Annotated in this window: 24 protein-coding genes and 1 pseudogene; 23 read left to right on the forward strand and 2 right to left on the reverse strand. The window is 61.4% G+C overall.

Annotated features, from left to right (window positions below; translation table 11 throughout):
* Positions 1-5: 5 nt before the first annotated feature.
* Complete coding sequence (locus OCV66_RS12250; protein ID WP_147574459.1) at positions 6-1223, reverse strand: sugar diacid recognition domain-containing protein; 1218 nt, start codon at positions 1221-1223, stop codon at positions 6-8.
* Between the two features lie 466 nt (positions 1224-1689).
* Between OCV66_RS12250 and eutS the strand changes: the two genes are divergently transcribed.
* The 20 genes and pseudogenes from eutS to pta all read left to right on the forward strand — a co-directional run bounded on the left by eutS (position 1690) and on the right by pta (position 17955).
* Positions 1690-2040, forward strand: coding sequence for an ethanolamine utilization microcompartment protein EutS (gene eutS, locus OCV66_RS12255; RefSeq protein WP_147574460.1), 351 nt, complete (start codon positions 1690-1692; stop codon positions 2038-2040).
* A gap of 11 nt (positions 2041-2051) precedes the next feature.
* The gene (locus OCV66_RS12260) at positions 2052-2513 is read left to right on the forward strand and encodes a EutP/PduV family microcompartment system protein (protein ID WP_147574461.1); all 462 of its coding nucleotides are present in this window, start codon (positions 2052-2054) and stop codon (positions 2511-2513) included.
* 27 nt (positions 2514-2540) lie between these two features.
* Positions 2541-3122 carry an ANTAR domain-containing response regulator gene (locus OCV66_RS12265; RefSeq protein WP_307718889.1) on the forward strand — a complete coding sequence of 194 codons (582 nt, stop codon included), beginning with the start codon at positions 2541-2543 and terminating at the stop codon, positions 3120-3122.
* A 2-nt stretch (positions 3123-3124) separates the two neighbouring features.
* Positions 3125-4525, forward strand: coding sequence for a sensor histidine kinase (locus tag OCV66_RS12270; protein ID WP_243182460.1), 1401 nt, complete (start codon positions 3125-3127; stop codon positions 4523-4525).
* A gap of 132 nt (positions 4526-4657) precedes the next feature.
* Positions 4658-6088 carry an ethanolamine ammonia-lyase reactivating factor EutA gene (eutA, locus tag OCV66_RS12275; protein WP_147574462.1) on the forward strand — a complete coding sequence of 477 codons (1431 nt, stop codon included), beginning with the start codon at positions 4658-4660 and terminating at the stop codon, positions 6086-6088.
* 23 nt (positions 6089-6111) lie between these two features.
* On the forward strand, positions 6112-7482 hold the full coding sequence (locus tag OCV66_RS12280) for an ethanolamine ammonia-lyase subunit EutB (protein ID WP_054327939.1): 1371 nt from the start codon (positions 6112-6114) through the stop codon (positions 7480-7482).
* 17 nt (positions 7483-7499) lie between these two features.
* On the forward strand, positions 7500-8414 hold the full coding sequence (gene eutC / locus OCV66_RS12285) for an ethanolamine ammonia-lyase subunit EutC (RefSeq protein ID WP_082397308.1): 915 nt from the start codon (positions 7500-7502) through the stop codon (positions 8412-8414).
* A gap of 21 nt (positions 8415-8435) precedes the next feature.
* Positions 8436-9107 carry an ethanolamine utilization microcompartment protein EutL gene (gene eutL, locus OCV66_RS12290; protein ID WP_054327937.1) on the forward strand — a complete coding sequence of 224 codons (672 nt, stop codon included), beginning with the start codon at positions 8436-8438 and terminating at the stop codon, positions 9105-9107.
* 46 nt (positions 9108-9153) lie between these two features.
* A pseudogene (locus OCV66_RS15650) lies at positions 9154-9396 on the forward strand (BMC domain-containing protein); the annotation flags it as partial.
* Between the two features lie 278 nt (positions 9397-9674).
* Positions 9675-11159, forward strand: coding sequence for an acetaldehyde dehydrogenase (acetylating) (locus OCV66_RS12300; RefSeq protein WP_082397306.1), 1485 nt, complete (start codon positions 9675-9677; stop codon positions 11157-11159).
* A 43-nt stretch (positions 11160-11202) separates the two neighbouring features.
* Positions 11203-11493, forward strand: a complete 291-nt coding sequence (locus tag OCV66_RS12305; protein WP_054327935.1) for a BMC domain-containing protein — start codon at positions 11203-11205, stop codon at positions 11491-11493.
* Between the two features lie 34 nt (positions 11494-11527).
* Positions 11528-11812 (forward strand): BMC domain-containing protein, encoded by a 285-nt coding sequence (locus OCV66_RS12310; protein ID WP_054327934.1) that lies wholly within the window; start codon positions 11528-11530, stop codon positions 11810-11812.
* Positions 11813-11851: 39 nt separating this feature from the next.
* On the forward strand, positions 11852-12640 hold the full coding sequence (locus OCV66_RS12315; protein ID WP_242977853.1) for an ATP-binding protein: 789 nt from the start codon (positions 11852-11854) through the stop codon (positions 12638-12640).
* A gap of 27 nt (positions 12641-12667) precedes the next feature.
* Positions 12668-13483 carry an ethanolamine utilization protein EutJ gene (gene eutJ, locus OCV66_RS12320; protein ID WP_147574463.1) on the forward strand — a complete coding sequence of 272 codons (816 nt, stop codon included), beginning with the start codon at positions 12668-12670 and terminating at the stop codon, positions 13481-13483.
* 21 nt (positions 13484-13504) lie between these two features.
* Positions 13505-14218, forward strand: a complete 714-nt coding sequence (locus OCV66_RS12325; protein ID WP_054327932.1) for a hypothetical protein — start codon at positions 13505-13507, stop codon at positions 14216-14218.
* A gap of 61 nt (positions 14219-14279) precedes the next feature.
* Positions 14280-14585 carry a EutN/CcmL family microcompartment protein gene (locus OCV66_RS12330; protein ID WP_054327931.1) on the forward strand — a complete coding sequence of 102 codons (306 nt, stop codon included), beginning with the start codon at positions 14280-14282 and terminating at the stop codon, positions 14583-14585.
* Positions 14582-15931, forward strand: a complete 1350-nt coding sequence (locus OCV66_RS12335) for a 4Fe-4S dicluster domain-containing protein (RefSeq protein WP_054327930.1) — start codon at positions 14582-14584, stop codon at positions 15929-15931. Before OCV66_RS12330 ends, OCV66_RS12335 begins: the two co-directional genes overlap by 4 nt.
* A 5-nt stretch (positions 15932-15936) precedes the next feature.
* Entirely contained in the window at positions 15937-16488 is a 552-nt protein-coding gene (locus OCV66_RS12340) for a BMC domain-containing protein (RefSeq protein ID WP_054327929.1), read from the forward strand.
* 27 nt (positions 16489-16515) lie between these two features.
* Complete coding sequence (locus OCV66_RS12345) at positions 16516-16968, forward strand: cupin domain-containing protein (protein WP_054327928.1); 453 nt, start codon at positions 16516-16518, stop codon at positions 16966-16968.
* A gap of 15 nt (positions 16969-16983) precedes the next feature.
* The gene (gene pta, locus OCV66_RS12350) at positions 16984-17955 is read left to right on the forward strand and encodes a phosphate acetyltransferase (RefSeq protein WP_054327927.1); all 972 of its coding nucleotides are present in this window, start codon (positions 16984-16986) and stop codon (positions 17953-17955) included.
* Here the strand turns inward: pta and asnB are convergent.
* Positions 17869-19455: an asparagine synthase (glutamine-hydrolyzing) gene (gene asnB / locus OCV66_RS12355; RefSeq protein ID WP_147574464.1), complete on the reverse strand. Its 1587-nt coding sequence runs from the start codon at positions 19453-19455 to the stop codon at positions 17869-17871. The two genes, pta and asnB, sit on opposite strands and share 87 nt — an antisense overlap.
* Positions 19456-19781: 326 nt before the next feature.
* On the opposite strand from asnB, the gene OCV66_RS12360 reads away from it, so the two are divergent.
* The 3 genes from OCV66_RS12360 to acrA are packed head-to-tail and all read left to right on the forward strand — an operon-like array spanning position 19782 to position 22886.
* The gene (locus OCV66_RS12360) at positions 19782-20933 is read left to right on the forward strand and encodes an acyl-CoA dehydrogenase (protein ID WP_147574465.1); all 1152 of its coding nucleotides are present in this window, start codon (positions 19782-19784) and stop codon (positions 20931-20933) included.
* 21 nt (positions 20934-20954) lie between these two features.
* Entirely contained in the window at positions 20955-21755 is an 801-nt protein-coding gene (gene acrB, locus OCV66_RS12365; RefSeq protein WP_054328585.1) for an acryloyl-CoA reductase electron transfer subunit gamma, read from the forward strand.
* A gap of 21 nt (positions 21756-21776) precedes the next feature.
* Positions 21777-22886: an acryloyl-CoA reductase electron transfer subunit beta gene (gene acrA, locus OCV66_RS12370; protein ID WP_054328584.1), complete on the forward strand. Its 1110-nt coding sequence runs from the start codon at positions 21777-21779 to the stop codon at positions 22884-22886.
* The last annotated feature ends 3 nt before the right edge of the window (positions 22887-22889 follow it).

The following is a 22889-nucleotide window of genomic DNA, read 5'->3' on the forward strand; positions in this document are numbered from 1 at the left end:
TTCTTTCACATGACGATGGAACTGGTGCGGGAGTCGGACTGGCCGCACAACTTGTGCCGGATATCCAGAAGATAGATGGCAAGCACCTTGTCCAGATCGTACATATCCAGCCCGCAGGTTTCGCGGATGCGGCGGAAGCGGTAAACCAGGGTGCTTTTGTGGATATGCAGCGCCTGCGCGGTCTGCACAAAGTTAAAGCGCTGCTGGAACCAGTGTTCAATCGTTAACAGGACCTCCTTGCGGTTTTTCGCCTGCATGACCCGCCCGAACATCTGCGCGGAGATCTCGCTACAGATGCCGTCCGGCAGGCTGGCAGCGATTTTCTCCAGAACCACATCGCCGATATAGAGGCAGGTGCTGTTCCGTATGCCGGCATGGATGCTTTTTAAGGCGAAGCAGGCATTCTCATAGGACTGGCGCAGCGTCTCGACCGAGTGGGAGAAGAAGCCGATGCCGATGCGGAGGCGGATGCCGACGGTCAGGCACTCGCTGTTCACGCAAAGGCACTTTTGCTGCAGCATTTCCAGGTATTGCTGCGGCTGGATGCTGCGCAGCCCAAAGGCAAACACGACATAGCCGGTATTGTTCTGCGGGCAGACAAAATCCTGCGGATGATCGAAATGGCGCAGCAGGCATTCCATGATTTTCGCCTGATGCACGCGCGTTTCCTCGGAAGCGTCGTCGTGCCGGCCTTCGATTTCCTCCAGTTTGACGGCGATGCGCGCCGCGTTCAGGTCAATGCCGAATTCGTAAGCGCTTTCGCAGATGGCGGCTTCATCGTGTGAGCGGGAATCATATGTAATGATTTCGCGCAGGAGGTTTTTCTTCCGGTAATCGGTGCGGGTCGTGGAGCGCTGGCGCTTTTCAAAATCGAGAAATATCTGCGCAAGCTGCTGGATCAGCAGGGCATATTGCGAAATCTCGTGCGGGGCGCCGGTAATGCCGATCGTGCCGATGACGATGGAATCGATGATGATGGGGATGGTGATGCCGGGCTTGGTGCCGGCGAATTTACGGGCTGCTGCGGCGTCATGGTAGATTTTGCGCGCACTCTGGATGACTTCAAGCGAAGCCTCGTGCAGCGAGTCGACGCGGTCGGGATCGTTGGAGGCGACGACATAGCCAAAGGAGTCGGTAATAAGCACGTCGTGTCCAATGGTCAGACTTGCCGACTGCGCCAATTTTTCGCATAGCTTTTTGTCCAGTAGATCCGAGTTAGACACAAAAATCTCCCTTTCTTTTTGGATGCGGGCGGTGGGTCGTTTCGCTTTCGCAGTGCGAAAACCGCACGATATTTTTAACGTGTTTTTTACATTATAGCACGGTCTTCCTGTAATGGTCAAACATACCAAATAGGAAGAAATTGGGATGTGGAAATATATTGAAAGAAATGGGAAATCCCTCCTTGCGACAGGCGCCCGCAGGCCGGCGGGCCGGCAGGGGCGCGCGCTTAAATTCAGGAGCTATATACGCCGGAAAAGTCATTGACAGACAGCCAAAATACTGCTAAACTAACCATAAAGCAATAAGCTGAAATTAGCTGTTTTGTTTATTTCAGGCAGAGGACGCGCCGTTAGTGTCCAATGCAAAAAGCGATTTTCCAATAAAAGAGCGACGTAGCTCCCGAGAATCCGGCCGACAGGCGGGGTCCTTTGGGGGCTTTTATTTTTAGAAAAGGGGGCGGCGGAGTTGATCGAGCTGGATGAGAAAAAAAGGATTATCCAGGAGTTTGTGCCAGGAAAGCAGGTCACCCTGTGCCATGTGATCGCCAGTCCCGAGGATACGCTTTACGCCAAGCTGGGACTGATCGACGCGCACGGGGCGATCGGCATTATGACCATCACGCCGAGCGAGGCCGCGATGATCGGCGCGGACGTGGCGGCCAAGGCGGCCTCGGTCGAGATCGGCTTTGTGGACCGTTTCAACGGCTCGCTGGTCATCACCGGCGAGGTGGCGGCGGTGGAGGAAGCGCTTGCCGGTGTGATGCAGGTGCTGTGCGACATGATGGGCTTCAGCCCGGCGCCGATGACCAGGACATAGGGGAATTGGACATGGAAAACAGGGAAAAGAAGCGGATCATGCTGGTCGGGCGATCCACGGCGGGCAAGACAACGCTGTGCCAGCGTATCAGCCGACGCGATCTGGCGTATCACAAAACACAGACCGTGCAGGTTATCAACCAGACGATGATCGATACGCCCGGCGAATACCTGGAGCGGCGCAGCTTTCGGGGGGCGCTGATGGTCACCTCGGTGGAAGCGGACTATGTGGTATTCGTGCAGTCCGCCACAGAGGAGGGTACCATGTTCCCGCCCTCCTATAACAGCCAGTTTGCCAAGCCGGTACTGGGCGTAGTGACAAAAAGCGATATCGCTGCGCAGGAGCAGATAGAAAAGGCAAAAAAATACCTGCATATGGCGGGCGCCAAAACGGTGTTCGTCACCAGCAGCGTCACCGGCGAAGGGGTGGACGCACTGATGGCCTATCTGGGCTATGAACAGGCGGAGGAGTGATGCCGCCTGAGGGTAAGGAGAATGGATATGAGCCGAATCAGAGTGGTGATTGCGGACGACGAGCCGATCACCCGCATGGATTTAAAGGAGCTGCTGTCGGCGCAGGGTTACCAGGTGGTTGGCGAGGCGGCGGACGGTTTCGACGCGATCGAGATGTGCCGGCAGACACAGCCCGACCTCGTGCTGCTGGACGTGAAGATGCCGCTGCTGGACGGCCTTTCGGCCGCCAGGATCATTTACGAAGAGGATATCGCGGAAACGATTATCATGCTCACCGCGTACAGCGAATGGGAATTTGTCAAAACCGCGCGGGATCAGGGCGTGGCGGGATATCTGGTCAAGCCGCTGGGCGAAAGCTCGCTGGTGCCAAGCATAGAGCTGTCCGTGGCGCGCAGCAAGGAGATGCGCCAGCTCAAAAAGGACATCCGGCAGGTTACTGACCGGCTGGAAAGCCGTACCGTGATCGAAAAGGCAAAGGGCCTGTTGATGTCGCAGGAGGGAATGACCGAACAGAGTGCATATGATTACATACGCAAGCTGAGCCAGAGCAAAAAGCTGTCCATGCGGCGGGTCGCGGAGATCATCCTGATGAGAAGCGGGGGACGCTGAGTATGATGGATACGATCGAGGCACTCTGCCGGAAATATACCAGCCTGGCGCCGGCGGATATTGCCGTGATACAGGGAATGAGCACCGTTCTGAGGGCTTTGGCCAGTTGGGAGGAGGCGGACATTTTTGTGGACTGCCCCTGTCGGGACGGCGACGCCATCGTTGTGGCGGAGGCAAAGCCGGACGGCGCGCCGTCCTCCTACCGGAAAAGCGTGGTGGGGCTGCTGGCGCGCAGGGAGAATGAGCCGGCCGTGGCGCGGACGCTCCGCCTGGGCGTGGGAACCAAGCAGATGAAAGCGCTGACCCAGGAAAACCGGCGCACGGTCCAGTCGGTCGAACCGATCAAAAACAGCGCAGGCAAGGTGATCGGCGCGCTGGTGCGGGAACAGCGGATGGACGAACGGCGGCAGGCAAGTGGCCGGCTGCATTTTTCCGACCGTGACCCTGCAAAGATCGCCAACGCGCTCGCGCATATGGCGGGAAACGATTGGCTGACCGAGTGTATCGACGAGGCCCTGCTGATCGTCGACCGGACGGGGCGGGTGGCGTTCTGCAACAGCCTGGCGCGCAGCCTTTATCAGACGCTGGGATATCTCGACGACCCCATGGGGCAGCGGTATGAAAACGTGCGGCTGGCCGAGGTACGGGAGGAGGGCGAGCAGGCTGGTTACGCGGCGGCGGAGGTTACGTTGGGTCGCCACAGCCTGCTGGTCAAGCAGATCCGGCTGGCGCGGGAGGATATGGCGTTTGCCGTGATCGTGCAGGATCTGACGTGGAAGCGCGAACAGGAGAAGCAGCTTGTGCTGAAGTCGGCGGTGGTCAAGGAGATGCACCATCGGGTGAAAAACAGCCTGCAGACCGTGGCAAGCCTGCTGCGGCTGCAGATGCGGCGGCTGGATGACGCGGCGCTGCAGGACGTGCTGGAGGAGAGTATGAACCGCATCCTCTCAATCGCTACCACGCATGAGCTGCTCTCGCGGTCCGGTGTGGACGAGGTGATGATCGGGGAGGTCATCCGCAATATCCGGAACAATATCATCCGCGCGTTCAGCCGGCCGGATTTCCATGTGCAGATCCGGCAGGAAGGGGATGACTTTCCGGTCAATTCCGATACTGCCACATCGGCCGCGCTGGTAATCAATGAGCTGCTTCAGAATTCCCTGCAATATGCCTTTCGGGGGCGAGAGCAGGGCGGCATCCGGATCGTTGTGAGCCGCGGGGAGCTGTATTCCTGCATTGAGGTCATTGACGACGGGTGCGGCTATGATACGGTGGCTGTCCGGCCGGACAGCCTGGGCCTTTCCATCGTGCGTACAATGGTGGAGGATCGGTTGCACGGCAGCCTGAAGACCGAATCGGGCAGTGGTGGCACGCATGTGATGTTTGATTTCAGAAACCAGTAAAAGAATAAGGCTGCGGCATGATGGAATGCCGCGGCGAAGCAAACGGGCGGCGCAGTCCGGATATACAGGCTATCAGTCTGTGTATCCGGACTTTTTTGATGAAAGTATATTTTGCAAGATCGGAGGCGCGCCATGCACGAGGAGATATGCAGCGTGGGCGTGGATATCGGGACATCCACCACACAACTGATATTTAGCAGATTGACGATCGAGAACCGGGCGAGCAGTTATACCGCGCCGCGCATCCAGATCGTGAAAAAAGAGGTCGTCCACCGCAGCGGGATATACTTTACGCCGCTGCGGTCGGGGACGGAGATCGACGCGGAGGCGGTCAAGGAAATCGTGCGGAAGGAATACGCCGCAGCGGGTATCCGTCCGGCTGATGTCAGGACCGGCGCGGTCATCATTACCGGCGAGACGGCGCGCAAGCAGAACGCGAACGAGGTTCTGGAGGCGCTGGCAAGCCTTGCGGGCGATTTTGTGGTCGCCACGGCCGGACCGGATCTGGAATCCGTGCTGTCCGCGCGGGGAGCGGGCGCCGACCGGCTTTCTGAGGAGGCGCGCACGGCTGTGGCCAACCTGGATGTCGGCGGCGGAACGACCAACATTGCGGTATTCGATAAAGGGAAGCTGGCCGGCGTCTGTTGTCTGGATATCGGCGGGCGGCTGATCCGCGTGGAGCATGGCCGGATCGCCTATGTCTATCATAAGATTGAGGCGCTGGCCCGTGCGCACGGCATCGCGCTGCGGGCTGGAGATGCGGCAGATGTGGAGATGCTGCGGCGGGTATGCGGCCTGATGGCCGACCAGCTCGCGCAGGCGTTGTCCCGCCGGCCGCCGGATGGGCAGCACGCCGGACTGTATACTAACGGCGGGAAGCCGCTGCCCGAAGCAGCGCGTGCGCGGGCGGTCACCTACTCGGGCGGCGTGGCGGACTGCATTTATACGCCGCCGGAGGGGGATGTGTTCCGGTACGGCGATGTGGGCGTGCTGCTCGGACAGGCGATTCGGGGAAACGCGGATCTCGGCGGGCTGCGGCTGTTCCGGCCGGCGGAAACCATCCGCGCCACCGTGGTCGGCGCGGGGACGCATACGACCGAGGTCAGCGGCAGCACCATCCATTATGCGCGGGGACGCCTGCCGGTCAAAAATGTACCTGTGCTCCGTGTATCCGAGGAGGACGAGGCCGCGCCGGAAACGCTGCGCGACGCCATCCGGCGTCAAATGCCGATGTACCAGCCGGAGGGACGGATCGAACAGGTCGCGATCGCGTTCAGCGGTAGGTCCTATACCAGCTTCGCCGCCATCCAAAAGCTGGCCGCAGCGGTAACGGACGGGGCGGCGGAGAGCATCGCGGGCGGGTACCCGCTGATCCTGGTGGTGGAGGCCGATATTGGCAAGGTGTTGGGAAATGCGCTCAACGTGCGGCTGGACTTCCGCAAGGACGTCATCTGCATCGACGGGATACGGACGCAGGACGGCGATTATGTGGATATCGGCGCGCCGGTCGCGGACGGGCATGTGGTGCCTGTCGTGGTCAAGACGCTGATCTTCAATTCATAACAAGCAGGGAGAGGTGAAACGATGTGATCCTGAAAACAAAGCTGTTCGGGCATGTCTATGAATTCAAGAGCATCTGCGAGGTGATGGCCAAGGCCAACGAGGAAAAATCGGGCGACAGGCTGGCCGGCATCGCGGCCGAGACGGCCGAGGAACGGGTGGCGGCCAAGGTAGTCCTGGCAAACCTGACGCTGAACGATCTGCGCAACGCGCCGGCCGTCCCCTATGAGGAGGACGAGGTCACCCGCATCATACAGGACGATGTGAACGAAACAATTTTCCGCGAGTTCCGGAATATGACGGTCGCGGAGTTCCGCGAGTGGCTGCTCGACGGCAATACCACAAGCGAAATGGTCCGCCGCGCGTCGCGCGGCATCACGTCCGAGATCGTCGCGGGCGTATGCAAGCTGATGAGCAATCTGGACCTGATTTACGCGGCCAAAAAGATCCAAGTGACCGCGCATTGCAACACTACGATCGGCCTGCCGGGGACGTTTTCCTCCCGCCTGCAGCCCAACCATACGACCGACGACCCAAAAGGCATCCTGGCCTCCGCGATGGAGGGCTTCTCTTACGGCTGCGGCGATGCGGTGCTGGGGCTGAATCCGGTGGACGATTCGGTGGAATCGGTCGCCCGCATCCTCAAGATGTTCGACGAGTTCAAGAATAAATGGGAGATACCGACGCAGATCTGTGTGCTGGCGCATGTTACCACCCAGGTCGCCGCGGCAGATAAACTGGGCGCGCCGCTCGATCTGATGTTCCAGTCGATCGCGGGCAGCCAGAAGGGGAACGAGGCGTTCGGCCTGACTGCGGCAATGCTGGAGGAGGGGCGCGCGACCATGCTCAGCCGCGGCACCTGCACCGGCCCCAACGTTATGTATTTCGAAACCGGACAGGGCTCGGAACTATCCTCCGAGGCGCACAACGGCTGGGATCAGGTGACGATGGAGGCGCGCTGCTACGGCTTTGCCAGGCGGTACCAGCCGTTCCTGGTCAATACGGTGGTCGGCTTTATCGGGCCGGAATACCTGTATGATGCCAGGCAGGTCACGCGCGCGGGGCTGGAGGATCACTTCATGGGCAAGCTGACCGGCGTACCCATGGGCTGCGACGCCTGCTACACCAACCACATGAAGACCGACCAGAACGATATCGAGAACCTGGCCACGCTGCTGGTGGCCGCCGGCTGTACTTACCTGATGTCTATTCCGGAGGGCGACGACTGCATGCTGATGTACCAGTGTACGGGCTATCATGAGATCCCCGCGCTGCGCGAGGTCTTCGGCCTGCGGCCCATTCCGGAATTTGACCGCTGGCTGGAAAAAATGGGCTTTTCGGAGAACGGAAAGTTGACGCCCAAGGCGGGCGACGCCTCGGTCTTTTTGGCGAAGTAGGAGAGGAAGTGAGAGTGTTGGACGAAGCTACATTGACACGCATCATCGAGCAGGTGGTCGCGGAGCTTGCGCAGGACGAACGGCCGCCGGAAAAGCCGGCTCCGACGCCCGCCGCCCGGACAGAGCCGGCGGCTCCCGATATCCGGATGCCGGAGACGGCGGGGGAGGCGGGCTGCCTGCCCGACATCACGGAGATCGACATAAGGGAGCAGTATCTGGTAGAACAGCCGGAGCATGGCGAGGCGTATGCGGACCTCAAGCGGAACGCGCCCTGCCGTCTCGGCATCGGCAAAGCGGGCGCGCGCTATAAAACGCTGCCGCAGTTGGAATTCCGCGCGGCGCATTCAGCGGCGCAGGACGCGGTTTTTAGCGATGTGGACGAGGCGTTTATTGCCTCGCAGGGATTGTTCCTTGTGCAGAGCCAGTGCGACAGCAAGGATACCTATTTGACGAGGCCCGACCTGGGGCGCAGGCTCAGCAAGGCGGCAGCGGATACCATCCGCGAGCGGTGCAGGGCCCATCCCACGGTTCAGATATATGTTTCCGACGGGCTTTCCTCCGCGGCGGTGTCGGCCAATATTCCGGATCTGCTGCCCGCGCTGCTGCAAGGCCTGCAGAACTATAAAATAGACGTGGGTACGCCGTTTTTCGTGCGATACGGCCGTGTCGGCGTGATGGATGAGGTGTCCGAATTGCTCGGCGCCGAGGTCACCTGCGTGCTGATCGGCGAGCGGCCCGGCCTGATCACCGCGGAATCCATGTCCGCCTATATTGCCTATCGGGCGACGGTGGGCATGCCGGAGGCGCGGCGCACCGTACTTTCCAATATCCACAGAAGCGGCACCAACCCTGCCGAGGCAGGCGCGCACATTGCCGATATTATCAAGCTGATGCTGGAGAAAAAGGCCAGCGGTACGGATTTGAAGCTGTAACAGGCAGGGAGGAGCTTACCTATGAAAAGAGATCCCATTCAGGCGAGGGTGCTGGCGACAAAGCTGATCCCAAACGTTGCGCCCGACCTCGCCGAACAGTTGTCGCTGCGGCCGGAGGAGCGGTCGCTCGCGCTGATCACGGCGGACAACGACGACGTGACCTATACCGCGCTGGATGAAGCGACCAAAAAAGCGGTCTGCCGCGTGGTATACGCCAAAAGCTGCTATGCGGGCGCGGACCACGCGAGCACGCGCCTGGCAGGCGAGATTATCGGCATCCTGGCCGCGCCCAATCCGGCGGAGGCCAAGGCCGGTCTGGACGCCTGTGTTGATATGATTGAGAACGTATGCCATTTTGTTTCCGCAAACGACGAGGGCGATATCGTCTACTATGCGCATTGTATTTCGCGCACCGGTTCGTATTTGTCCGAGGGCGCGGGCATTGCGGAGGGCGAGGCACTGGCGTACCTGATCGCGCCGCCGTTGGAGGCGGTGTACGGTCTGGACGCCGCGCTCAAAGCGGCTGACGTACACATGTGCGTGCTGTACGCTCCGCCGAGCGAGACGAACTTCGGCGGCGGCCTGCTGACAGGCAGCCAGGCCGCCTGCAAGGCAGCGTGCGAAGCATTTGCCGACGCGGTCGAGTTTGTGGCGGAGCATCCCACCGAATGCATTGCGGGGGACAGCCTGTGAACGGCGCGGCGCGCAACGGAGGTGACGGCCGGTGAGAGCGTTGGGAATGATCGAGACGCGCGGCCTGGTAGCTTCGGTAGAGGCTGCTGACGCAATGGTAAAGGCCGCCGAGGTCACGCTGGCCTGCAAGGAGCATGTCGGCGGCGGTCTGGTGACGGTCATGGTGCGCGGCGAGGTGGCCGCGGTCAAGGCTGCGGTGGATGCGGGTGCGGCGGCGGCCGAGCGGGTCGGGGAGCTGGTCGCCGTGCATGTGATCCCGCGGCCGCATGAGGAAGTGGAAACGATCCTGTCCCCGCCGCCCGCGGCGCCGGTCCGCGCCTCGCCTCGGCGCGTGCAGGAGCCCGTCCCGACACGGGTATGCGAAGGGGCGCCGGATGACGAGACGCTGGCGGGCATGTCGGTCGCCAGCCTGCGCACCGCCGCGCGGGAGCTGGGGCTGACCAGCATGACGCGGCGCGATATCCGATTTGCCAAAAAGGAGCAGCTGATCGCGGCGATTCGGGCGTTCCGCGATCAGGGCAAATGAAATTCAAGCGGAAGCATCCGCGGATAAAGGAGAGTTGAATCATGCAGCTATATGACAAGGATTTACTGTCCATGCAGGAGGTCCGTGAACTGGTCGGCGCGGCCAAAAAAGCCCAGCAGGAGCTGGCCGGCATGACCCAGGAGCAGGTGGACCGCATTGTCCGCGCCATTGCGGACGCGGGCGTGCGCAACGCGCGGCGCCTGGCGGAAATGGCCAATGAGGACACCGGCTTCGGCAAGGTCGAGGACAAGGTCATCAAAAACGTGTTCGGCAGCCGCGGCGTGTACGAATACATCAAGGATATGAAAACCGTGGGCGAGCTTGAACGCGACGAGGTCAATAAAACGCGCACCATCGCCGTGCCGGTGGGCGTGATCGCGGGTCTGATCCCCTCAACCAATCCCACGTCCACCGCGCTGTACAAGTCCGAAATCGCGATCAAGGCGGGCAACGCGATCGTGTTTTCCCCGCATCCGACCGCACTGCGCTGCATCATGGAGACGGTCAAGGTCATCCGCCAGGCGATTTCCGAGGCGGGCGGGAACGAGAACCTGGTCTCCTGTATCACGATTCCCACCATGGAGGCCACCGATAACCTTATGCGCCACCGCGACGTTGCTTTGATTTTGGCGACCGGCGGTTCGGCCATGGTGCGCGCGGCCTATTCCTCCGGCACGCCGGCGATCGGCGTGGGGCCGGGCAACGGTCCGGCCTATCTGGAAAAGACCTGCGACCTGCCGCTCGCGGTCAAGCGCATCCTGGATTCCAAGACCTTTGACTGGGGTACGATCTGCGCCTCCGAGCAGTCCATTATCTGCGACGAGGATATGGCGGCTGCGGTGCAGGCCGAAATGGAAAAGCAGGGCGCCTACTTCCTCGACGACGCGGAGCGCGCCAAGCTCGGCAAATTCATTCTCCGCGCCAACGGCACGATGAATCCGGAGATCGTCGGCCGCAGCGTGGAAACCATTGCCAAGCTGGCCGGCCTGGATCGGGTGCCGGTGTCGGCGCGCGTGCTGGTCGCCCGTGAGGACGGCGTGGGCCGCGGCCATCCGTACTCCAATGAAAAGCTCGGGCCGATCCTTGCGTTCTATACCGGAAAGGACTATCGGGACGTGTGTGAAAAGGTTTGCACGATCCTGCGCTACGAGGGCGCGGGCCATACGTTCTCCATGCATACCAAGGACGAGCAGATGGTCGATTATTTTGCAAAGCGCGTGCCGGTTTCCCGCGTGATCGTCAATACCGCGTCCGCGCTGGGCGGTATCGGCGCCTCCACGGCGCTCATGCCCGCGCTGACGCTGGGCTGCGGCGCGGTGGGCGGCTCGGCGACGAGCGAAAACGTCGGCCCCATGCAGCTGCTCAATACCCGCAAGGTGGCCTACGGTCTTCGGGAGCTGGACGATATCCGGCAGGGCGCGCCCGACTGCAGCGACGGCATCTGCCAGAGCACGGTCGGCGGGATCAGTGAGACCGATCTGGAGGCGATCGTCCGCATGGTCGTCAGCCGGATGAAAAAGGCGTAAACAGGTTCATCAACCATTCAATAAAGCTTAGGAGGAATTGATTATGGCAACGACGACACAGGCACTCGGCATGATCGAAACAAAGGGACTGGTCGCATCCGTGGAAGCGGCCGACGCAATGGTAAAGGCGGCAAACGTAACGCTGATCGGCAAGGTACATGTCGGCGGCGGCCTGGTGACCGTGATGGTGCGCGGGGACGTGGGCGCGGTCAAGGCCGCGACCGACGCGGGCGCGGCGGCAGCGGAGCGAGTGGGCGATCTGATCTCGGTACATGTGATCCCGCGGCCGCACGAAGAGGTGGAGTATATCCTGCCCTCGCTGGATAAGCAGTAAAAAGCGGAAAACGACAGAAAAGGAGTAAGGTAACATGGCAAATATGCAGGCACTCGGCATGATCGAGACAAAGGGACTGGTCGCATCCGTGGAGGCGGCCGATGCAATGGTAAAGGCGGCAAACGTAACGCTGATCGGCAAGGTACACGTTGGCGGCGGCCTGGTGACCGTGATGGTGCGCGGGGATGTGGGCGCGGTCAAGGCTGCGACCGACGCGGGCGCGGCGGCAGCGGAGCGAGTGGGCGATCTGATCTCGGTACATGTGATCCCGCGGCCGCATGAGGAAGTGGAGTACATCCTGCCGACTCTGGACAAATAAGGCGCGGCGGTACGGCAGAAGCCCATCCGCCTTGAGGAGGTGAAGCGTTTGAAATATATCACGGAGACAGCGCTGCGGCATGAGCTGCACGCGATCGAGCCGGAGAGCTATGTGGTACCCAGGGGACAGAAGCTGACGCCGGCAGCGCGCGAGTATCTTCAGACGCGCAAAATCAAGATTGTGCCGGAGGAGCGGCAGGGGAAAGCCAGCCCCTGCTCGGCAGGGGTGGTAAACGCGCTGGCGGCGCCCGCGGCTGTGCCGACGGCAGCGGCGAGGTTCGTTGACTATGAGACCGGCGCGTTTTACGCGGAAAAGCCCGAGCATATGACGCACCTCGCGGGCAACCTGCTGGTACAGAAAAGCCATCCGCGCATCCTGTTTCGGGGCAGGCTGGACGCGCTGCAGGCGTCTGTCGTGCTGGCGCAGACCGAGATCAGCGGACGCGGAGGCAGCGAAAAGCTGCTGGAGGACCTGAACGACCTGCTGCACGCGCTGCGCGAGGTGATGCGTTGCGACGTGCTCGATGAGCCGTTCACCATGGAAACGCTGATCGGACTGACACACGCCGGCCTGCGGGAGCAGTCGCACGACCCGCAGCGCTTTTTCGGCGTCAAGGCGATGACGCTGCCCGAGTATACCATGGGGCGCGATTTCGCCCTGCTCAACAGCCTGCGCGCCGCGGTGCGGGAGACCGAGGTCGCGGCGGCGCTGGCGTTTCGCGAGGGCGCGAAATGCACCAGAGAGGATCTGATCGAAGAACTAAACCGTATGTCCAGCGCGCTGCACATTATGATGTGCCGTTATCTGGCCGGACAATATGGGGCATAGCGGAAAACGGAAGGAGCGCTGGAACAAATGATGGATATGGAGCGCGTTAACGACTATATGGCCCGCGTGAGCGCGTCGGAGCATACCACCTTTCCGCCGGCTGACGGAGAAATGAAGGTGGGGCTGGACCTGGGTACGGCCTATATCGTGCTGGTCGTGCTGGACGGGGCGGATAATCCTGTGGCGTGCGAAAAGCAGGCGGCCTCGGTGCTGCGGGACGGCGTGGTGGTCGATTACCTCGGCGCGCTGCAGATCGTGTGCGAGCTGAAGCGCAGACTGGAGCAGCGGCTTGGCAGGGAGCTGGAACGGTGCGCCATCGCCATGCCGGCGGGGACGGAGTCGAGCGCGCGGACACATCAGTATGTGGCCGAGGGCGCGGGGTTTGAAGTGACCGCCGTGCTGGATGAGCCGACCGCTGCGAACGCGGTCTACCAGATCGACAACGGCGTGGTGGTGGATATCGGCGGCGGCACGACCGGCCTGGCCGTCCTGCGGGAGGGAAAGGTGGTCCGCATCGAGGATGAGCCGACCGGCGGCACGCATCTGACCCTGGTGCTGGCGGGCAACTATCATATCCCTTTCGCGGAGGCTGAGTCCATCAAGCAGGACTACGCGCGTCATAAGGAGATCTTTCCCGTGGTCAGACCCGTTGTGGAAAAAATGGCGGCGATCGTAAAACGCTATGTCGATAAAACAGAAACGGAAACACTCTACCTGTGCGGCGGCACCTGTTGCCTGACCGGAATCGAAGAGGTCTTTGCGCGGGAAACGGGCATCCGGACGGTAAAGCCTGCCGACCCGTTTCTGGTGACGCCCGCAGGGATTGCCATGAACTGTAAGTGATAAGCGGAAAGGAGGGGAGCCATGGAGCGAACAGAGCTGGTCGAGGAAATCGTGCGGCGGGTCACGGCAAGACTGCATGAGCTGGAGGGAGCGGAGCAGGCAGACCCGTCTGAGAGCAAGCAGGGCCTGCTGATCCTGACACAGGCGCACGGCACGGCCTGTCACAGCGTGCTGGAGAGCGAGGCGGTCCGCCGGAAATGGCGGGTGGACTGCGCCCTGCAGCGCGAGTATGACGTGGAGCTGGCGGATTACGATGCGGTGCTGCTCGGCGACCTGAGCTGCGGCGCGCTGGACCGGATCGCTTCCGGCGTGGGAGACTGCGCCTTTACCCGTTTGGCGGTGCAGGCCATCCTCGCGGGGAAAAAGGTCTATATCCTCGCGGAGGGGGTGGAGCTGTACCGGTATCGGGAGTCGGCACCAGCGGTGTACTATAAGATGCTGCAGCAAAAGCTGGACTTTTTGCAGGCAAGCGGCGCGGTTCTCTGCACGCAGACCGATGTCGGGCAGTTGCTGACCGAAAAGCAGCCCGCGGCGAAATTACAGGTGCCGCCTGCGGAGGCGTCCAACGCAAAGGAAAAGACGCTGGCCAAGCGGGTGCTGACCGAGCGCGACCTGATCGACGCGGAAAAGCAGGGCGTTGCCTGCATCCGCGTGGGCGCGGGCTGTATCATCACGGCGCTGGCCAAAGACCTGGCGGCGGGCAGAGGCATCACGATTATCAAGGGGCAGGACTGAAACCCGTGGCGCGGGCTGAGCCGCCGGCGCGCCAACGTATGCCCGACAGGAGGGGAACCATATGAAAATTGCCAAAGTGATCGGGAATATCTGGGCCACCCGCAAGGAGGAACGGCTGGCGGGCTATAAGCTGCTGATCGTGCAGCCGGTCAACATCCTGGACGGCTCGCCGGATCGCGCGCCCATCGTGGCCGCCGATATGATCGGCGCGGGCATGGGGGAGACGGTCATCATCGTCGGCGGAAGCTCGGCGCGCAGCGCGGCGGGCGATATGTCGGTGCCGGTGGACGCGACCGTGGTCGGCATTGTGGACGATCAGGAGTTCGACCCCGGTATTCTGGAGGAAAAGGAAGCGGTGAAACCATGAATCTGACCGAAACCATCAAGGCGGCCGGCATCGTCGGCGCGGGCGGCGCCGGATTCCCGACGCATGTCAAGCTGGACGCCAAGGCGGAGTGCCTGATCGTCAACGCGGCCGAGTGCGAGCCGCTGATCGAGACGGATAAATACCTTTGCCGCACCTGTGCGCCGCAGATCATCCAGGCGGTGCTGGCGGTCAAAGAGCATTTGGGCGCAGGCCGCGCGGTCATCGCCCTGAAAGGCAAATACGAACAGGAGATCGGCGCGCTGTCCGAGGCGATCCGCGCGACGGCCGCGCCGGTCGAGATCTTCCGGATGGGTACGTTCTATCCGGCGGGCGACGAACAGACCATGGTGCAGCAGGTGACCGGACGCTCGGTCCCCGAGCGCGGCCTGCCGCTTGATGTCGGCTGCGTGGTGGACAACGTCGGCACCATGCTCAATATTTACGACGCGCTGCAGGGACGGCCGGTGGTGGATAAATACCTGTCGGTCGTGGGCGAGGTGAAAGAGCCGGTTATGCTGCATGTACCGATCGGGACGCCGGTCATCGACTGCGTGCGCGCGGCCGAGCCGCAGCTCGCGGACTATGCGCTGATCCTCGGCGGGCCGATGATGGGCAGGCAGTTGACCGGCGCGGACGAAATACGCGGCGCGGTCGTAACCAAGACCACGGGCAACATCATTGTGCTGCCGCGTGACCACTATCTGTTCCGGCGGGCCGCGACGCCGCTGGAAACAATCCGTCACCAGGCGCGCAGCGCCTGCATCCAGTGCCGGATGTGTACCGACCTGTGTCCGCGATACCTGATCGGCCACGCCATTCGGCCGCACCTGATTATGCGCAACCTGTGGCGTGAGCAGGGGGTAACGGACGACGCGGCATACGTCCGTATTTTCGGCGAGGCAGCCAACTGCTGCGACTGCGGCGTATGCGAAATGTTCGCCTGCCCGATGCAGCTTTCGCCGCGCAAGGTCAACCAATACGTCAAGCGCTGGCTGCGGGAAAAGGGACTTCAGGTGCCGCGGGACAGCGCGCCGCAGGCGCGAGCCGAGGTCGATCAGCGCCATACGCCGACCGACCGCCTGGTCAGCCGGCTGGGGCTGTCGGCGTATTACGGTCTGCACGCGCACGACTGCCGGACTCTTACGCCGGATGAGGTATTCCTGCCGTTCTCCCAGCATATCGGCAAGCCGGCGCATCCGGTCAAGCAGGCCGGCGACACAGTCGAGCGGGGCGAAGTGCTGGCGCAGGCGGCGGAAGGCCTGTCCGCACAGATTCACGCCAGTATTTCGGGCGTGGTGACGGAAATTACAGAAAGAGGCGCCCGCATCCGCGGACGGAAGGAGTGAGCACTATGGGAATTTCCAGCAGGATGGCCATCGGCATGGTGGAACTGAACAGCATTGCGCGGGGCATCGAAACCTGTGACTATATGGTAAAGGCGGCGACCGTGGAGCTGCTCCGCTCCTCCACGGTGTGTCCGGGCAAATACCTGATCCTGATCGCGGGCGAAACAGGGGACGTGAAAGCCTCCATGACGGAGGGAATCAAGCGGGGCGGCGAGTGCGTGGTGGACACGCTGACCATCCCCAACATCCACGCGGATGTGATTCAGGCCATCAGCATGACCACGCAGATTGAAAGGCCGGGCGCGGTCGGCGTTTTGGAGTATTATTCGGTAGCGTCCGCCATCATTGGCGCGGATATCGCGGCCAAGGCGGCGGATGTGCAGCTGATCGAGGTGCGCATCGGCTATGCGATCGGCGGCAAGGGCTATGTGACGCTGACCGGCGATGTCGGCGCGGTGCGCGCCGCAGTGGCCGCCGCCAGGGAGCAGGCCGAGCTGCTGGTCGGCACAAGCATTATCCCGCGCCCATCGCCCAAGGTGTTTGAGGCTCTGATGTGACCTGGCAGCGGAAAGGGGAGGATGACGATGAAAGTAAACGAGGAGCTGATTCGCAGCCTTGTGGAAAAGGTGCTGGCCGAGACAAGCTGGCAAAAGCCGGCGCAGAGCGAAAGCGGCGGGTGCGGCTTTGAGAAAACGGTAGATCCCAGCGGCGTGCTCAGCGTGCGCGTGCCGACCGTGCGCCTTGAGCCGTTTGAGGGGCGCGATGACGTGCGCCTGAAAGACGTGGCGACGCTCGAGGAGGCGCCGCGCATCGGCTGCGGCATCATGGAGCTGCGCGACGGCGCGGATTTTGAATGGACGCTCACTTACGACGAATGGGACGTTGTACTGGAGGGGCGGCTGGAGATCCGCATAGACGGCCGCACCGTAGGCGGCGACGCAGGGGATGTGCTGTATATCCCGCGCGGTAGCCATATCCACTTTACAACGCCGCAGTATGCGAAATTTGCCTATACAGTATTTCCGGCGGATTGGTGAGACAGGGGCGCTGTTATGTTTACTAAGCTGATCGAAAAACTGAAAAAGAATTATACCACGCTGGTGTTCACCGAGGGGGCGGACCCGCGTATCCTGGAGGCTGCCTCCCGCCTCAAGCGGGAGGACATTCTGCAGCCCTTGCTGATCGGGGACGTACAGGAGGTGCGGCAGGCCGCGCGGGCAGGCGGCTTCGACATTGCGGATATCCGCATCGTCGATCCGCTGCACTACCGCCGTATGGACGAGCTGGTGGATAAAATGGTAGAGCTGCGGAAGGGCAAGCTGTCGCCTGAGGAATGCCGCGGGCTGCTGCAAAAGGGAAATTATTTCGGCACCATGCTGGTAAAGCTCGGCGTGGCAGACTGCCTGCTCGGCGGTGCGACCTATTCCACGGCGGATACGGTGCGTCCGGCGCTGCAGCTGATCCGTACCAAGCCGGGACACCGGATCGTCGGCTCGTGCTTTATCCTGACCCGCGGGAGCGGAAGCAGCGCGGAACTGCTGGCGATGGGGGACTGTGCAATCAATATCAAGCCGGATGAGGATGAACTGGCCGAGATCGCAGTCGAAACCGCCGAATGCGCGAAGCTGTTCGGCATTGACCCACAGGTGGCGTTCCTGTCCTATTCGACCAAGGGGTCGGGAAAAGGCGAGGATGTAGACAAGATGCGCCGCGCGGCCCAAACGGCGAAGCAGGCGCGTCCCGACCTGATGATCGAGGGAGAGCTGCAGTTTGATGCGGCGGTATCGCCCGAGGTCGCGCAGACCAAGTGCAAGGGCCTGCCGGTGGCGGGACATGCCAACACCTTTATCTTTCCGGATATCAACGCCGGCAATATCGGCTACAAGATCGCGCAGCGCCTGGGCGGCTTTGAGGCCTATGGGCCGATCCTGCTGGGCTTAAACGCGCCGATCAACGACCTGTCCCGCGGCTGCAACGCGGAGGAAGTCTATTATATGGCGATCATCACGGCGGGACTGCGGTGAGGCCTTGACGGGAATACAAAAAAGAGGGGCGGACGCCCCCCTTTTCCTTTTCGCGCGGCTGCAACGCGGATACCGCCGGCCGTATCCTCCCGCAACGCTGCCTTCCAGCAGGGTCGCCATAAACCAGTCCAGATTGAGAACGAACATTTCGCGCATGCGCGCGTCCTTTTTGCTGTCCGAGGGCAGCTTTTCTGCGCGGCGGCAGGTGGAAAGATAGTGCTCGCGGACGAACGCCGACCCGTCCCGCACCACGTCCGGTGCGAGCAGGCCGAGCCGCAGCCCGACCGATCGGGACCACGGGAACGTGTCCTCGAACAGGATCTCCTCGCGGTGGTACCAGGGATAGCCGCCGAACAGCTCGTCGGCGCACTCTCCGGAAAGGCATACGGTCGTGCCGCCTTTTTTCACCTCCGCACAGAATAGCAGCAGCGAGGAATCCACGTCCGCCATGCCGGGCAGATCGCGGGCGTCGGTCGCGGGCAGAAGCGCGGCGCACAGCGCCTCCGGTTCAATGACAACGTTATGGTGCGCAGTATGAAGCGTATCCGCCATCATTTTAATATACGCGTTGTCGCTGTTTGGTTGGAAGCTGCTTTTTGTAAAATACTTGTCGTTGTCGCGGTAATCGACCGACCAGGTGTGCAGGGTTTCGCCGCGCGCGGCGTAGTCCCTGGCGGCCAGCATGGACAGGATGGAGGAATCTAGCCCGCCGGACAGGAAGCAGGCCAGCGGCACGTCGGACACGAGCTGGCGCTGCGCCGCGTCGCAGATCAGCTCCCGCGTGCGCTCGATTGTGGCCTCCAAGTCGTCCGGATGCTCATGCGCCTCCAGCTTCCAGTATGCGGCGTCCGTATAATGCTCGGGGGTAAGGATGGCATAGTGGCCGGGCAGTAGGGAGTCGATCTGCCGGAACACGCCGGAAGCGGGCGGCCGCGCCGGACCGAGCAGCAGCAGGGAGCGCAGGCCGTCCTCGTCGATCACAGGTTCGACCTCCGGATGGCACAGCACCGTACCGATGGTCGAGCCGAACACCAGCCCGCCGCCCGTATGCGCGAGAAACAGGGGCTTGACGCCCAGCCGGTCGCGGCAAAGGGTCAGGCGGCGCTCGGCTTTCTGCCAGATGGCGAAAGCAAAAATCCCGTTGAGCCGCGGGAATGCATCCGTACCCCATTCCAGAAAGGCGTGCAGCACAACCTCGGTATCCGAATGCCCGGCAAACCGATGGCCGCGCAGGATAAGCTCGTGCCGGATATCCTCGGTATTATATAACTCTCCGTTATAAATCAGGACAGTATTCCCGTCGGACGATGTCATGGGCTGCTGGCCACCGTCCGGATCGATAACGATCAGGCGGCGGTGGACGAGCATCGCGTCCAGATCGCAGAACTGCCCCTCCGCGTCCGGCCCGCGCGGCGCGAGCGTGCGTTTCATGCGCTCCGCGACCGGCCCATAGCCGCGTGTATCATGTTCGTAATCGACAAAGCCTCCGATTCCACACATAGGCTTTTCCTCCTTAAAATTTTGGTCTTCCATCCTTTTTATGCCGGTATGCGTCCGGATATGCGCCCAGACGCACGATAGATGATTACAAAACGGAGACTGAAACGGCAAATTAACGAGGGGTAAAAAATCCAATCTGCACAAAAATGCGGGGCGAAATTCTCAGGCAAAAGTCTGTTAAATCCTTGACATATTGCGGCCAAACAGTATAATAGAAGTAGACATGCTCCAAAGTTGGGTGTCGGTGGATGCGGCGCTTGATACCTATGGTGTCCGGCGCTGTGTTTTTCTGTTCACCTGCGAATTTTTTTTGGGAGGTATATGGCATGGATTTTAGGCTTACAAAAGAAGAAGCACTGTTCCAGAAGATGTGCCGCGAGTTCGCGATTAACGAAGTTGAGCCGATCGCCGCGGAGATCGACGAGCAGGAGCGCTATCCGGAAGAGACTGTCCAGAAGCTGATGAAGTACGGCCTGATGGGCATTCAGTTCCCCAAGGAAGTCGGCGGTTCCGGCGGCAACTACGTTTGCTATTCGATCGCGATCGAAGAGATCAGCCGCGTCTGCGGTACGACCGGCGCGATCATTTCTGCGCACGGCACGCTGGGCGCCTGGCCGATTTACGCGTTCGGCACGCCGGAGCAGAAGGAGAAATGGCTCCGCCCGCTGATCGAGCCCAAGGAAGGCGCGAAGGTTGGCGCGTTCGGTTTGACCGAGCCTAATGCCGGTACCGATTCCGCAGCACAGCAGACCATCGCTGAGAAGCAGGAAGACGGTTCCTACATCCTCAATGGTACCAAGGTGTTCATCACCGGCGGCGGCCGCGCGGATACTTATGTCGTTTTCGCCATGACCGACAAAGCAAAGGGCAACAAGGGCATTTCCGCCTTTATCGTAGATAAAGATGACCCGGGCTTCTCGATCGGCAAGATCGAGCACAAGATGGGCATTCGCGGCTCGCAGACCGCAGAGCTGATCTTTGAAGACGTACACCTGCCGGCGGACCGTCTGCTGGGCAAGGAAAACGGCGGCTTCAAGATCGCGATGATGACGCTGGACGGCGGCCGTATCGGTATCGCTTCTCAGGCGCTCGGCATCGCGCAGGGCGCGCTGGACAAGGCGATCCAGTACATGAAAGAGCGCGTACAGTTCGGCAAGACGCTGGATAAGTTCCAGGGCCTGCAGTGGATGGTAGCCGACATGTACACCCAGATCGACGCTGCCCGCCTGCTCGTCCGCCGCGCGGCGTTCAACCACGATGTTGGCCTGCCGTTCACCAAGGAAGCCGCTATGGCCAAGCTGTACGCTTCCGAGGTCGCTATGGACGTTACCACCAAGTGCGTGCAGATTTACGGCGGTTACGGCTACATCCGTGAGTACCCGATGGAGCGCATGATGCGCGACGCCAAGATCACCGAGATCTACGAGGGTACTTCTCAGGTTCAGAGAATGGTCATCGCTGGTCAGGTACTGCGCTAAGAAAAGGAGGAGAACAGAACTATGAAAGCAATCGTATGTGTAAAGCAGGTTCCGGATACCTCCGGCAAGGTAGCGGTGAATCCGGACGGGACGCTGAACCGAGCGTCGATGGAAACGATCACGAATCCGGACGACCTGAACGCGGTAGAAGCGGCGCTGAAGCTGAAGGATGAGACGGGCTGCAAGGTAGTTGTAATCACGATGGGTCCCCCGCCGGCGGAAGGCATGCTGCGTGAGCTGCTGGCGCGCGGCGCGGACGAGGCGGTGCTGGTATCGGCCCGTGAGTTCGGCGGATCGGACACCTTCGCGACCTCGCAGATCCTCGCGGCGGCAGTGAAGAAGGTGGGCCTAGAGGACGACGATATCGTATTCTGCGGACGGCAGGCGATCGACGGCGATACGGCGCAGGTAGGCTCGCAGATCGCGGAGAAGCTGGGCGTACCCCAGATTTCGTACGCGGCGGACATCAAGAAGGAAGGCAACACGGTAACCGTCAAGCGCATGCTGGAGGACGGGTACATGACCATCCAGGCGAAGACGCCGTGCCTGCTGACGTGCATCAAGGAGCTGAACGCACCGCGCTATATGTCGCTGAGCGGGATCATGGACTGCTACGCCAAGCCGGTGGCGGTATATGATTACAACACCCTGAAGGATGATCCGCTGATCGATCCCACCACGATCGGTCTGAAGGGGTCGCCGACGAACATCTTCAAGTCGTTTACGCCGCCGCAGAAGGGCAAGGGCAAGATGCTTGAGGGCGCGGACAAGGCGACGTGCGAGACCCTCGCGGCGGAGCTTCTGAAGAAGCACATCATCTGAAGGAAAGGGGAATAATGAACAATGGCTGAATTTAACAACACCAATCTGGCCGATTTCAGCGGGGTTTGGGTATTCTGTGAGCAGCGCCAGGGCAAGCTGCAGCCGACGGTGCTTGAGCTGATGAGCGAGGGGCGCAAACTGGCGGACGACATGGGCGTAGAGCTGTGCGGCCTGCTGCTGGGCAAGGACGTAGACGGAATGGCCAAGGAGCTTGGCGCATACGGAGCGGACAAGGTATACATCGCGGATTCGCCGCTGCTGGAGACCTACACGACGGACGCATACGCGAAAGTAATCTGCGACACGGTAATGGAGAAGAAGCCGGAGATCATGCTGATCGCGGCGACGAACATCGGCCGAGACCTGGGTCCGCGCTGCGCTGCGCGTCTGCACACGGGCCTGACCGCAGACTGCACGCATCTGGACGTAGATGTGGAGAAGTACGCGGCGTTCCTGAAGGAAGCGTCGACGCTGCCGGAGGCGCAGATCGACGCGCTGGACCGCTCTGACCGCAACCTGAAGATGACGCGTCCCGCGTTCGGCGGACACCTGATGGCGACGATCATCTGCCCGCGTTTCCGTCCGCAGATGGCGACGGTTCGCCCGGGCGTGCTGAAGAAGAGCGAGTACGACGAAGCGAAGGCGAATGCGGTAGTGGTAGAGAAGCTGAGCATCAGCCTGAGCGAAGCGGACATCGAGACCAAGGTGCTTGAGGTCGTAAAGGAAGCCAAGGAGCTGGTAGACCTGACGGGTGCAGAGGTAGTGGTATCGGTAGGCCGCGGCATCTCGAAGGATGTAGAGACGGGCATCAAGCTGGCGGAAGAGCTGGCGTCGGAGTTTGGCGGCGTAGTAGGCGGCAGCCGTGCGGCGATCGACTCGGGCTGGCTGACGGCGGACCACCAGGTAGGCCAGACGGGCAAGACGGTACATCCGAAGCTGTACATTGCGCTGGGCATTTCGGGAGCGATCCAGCACAAGGCCGGCATGCAGGATTCCGAGTGCATTATCGCGGTGAACAAGGCTGATGGCGCGCCGATCTTTGACGTTGCCGACTACGGCATCTGCGGCGACCTGTTCAAGGTCGTTCCCATGATGATCGACGCTATCAAGGCTGCTAAAGCTGCTAAGTAAAAA

Origin of the sequence: Agathobaculum ammoniilyticum, assembly GCF_025567315.1 — a bacterium.
Taxonomy (GTDB): Bacteria; Bacillota; Clostridia; order Oscillospirales; family Butyricicoccaceae; genus Agathobaculum; species Agathobaculum ammoniilyticum.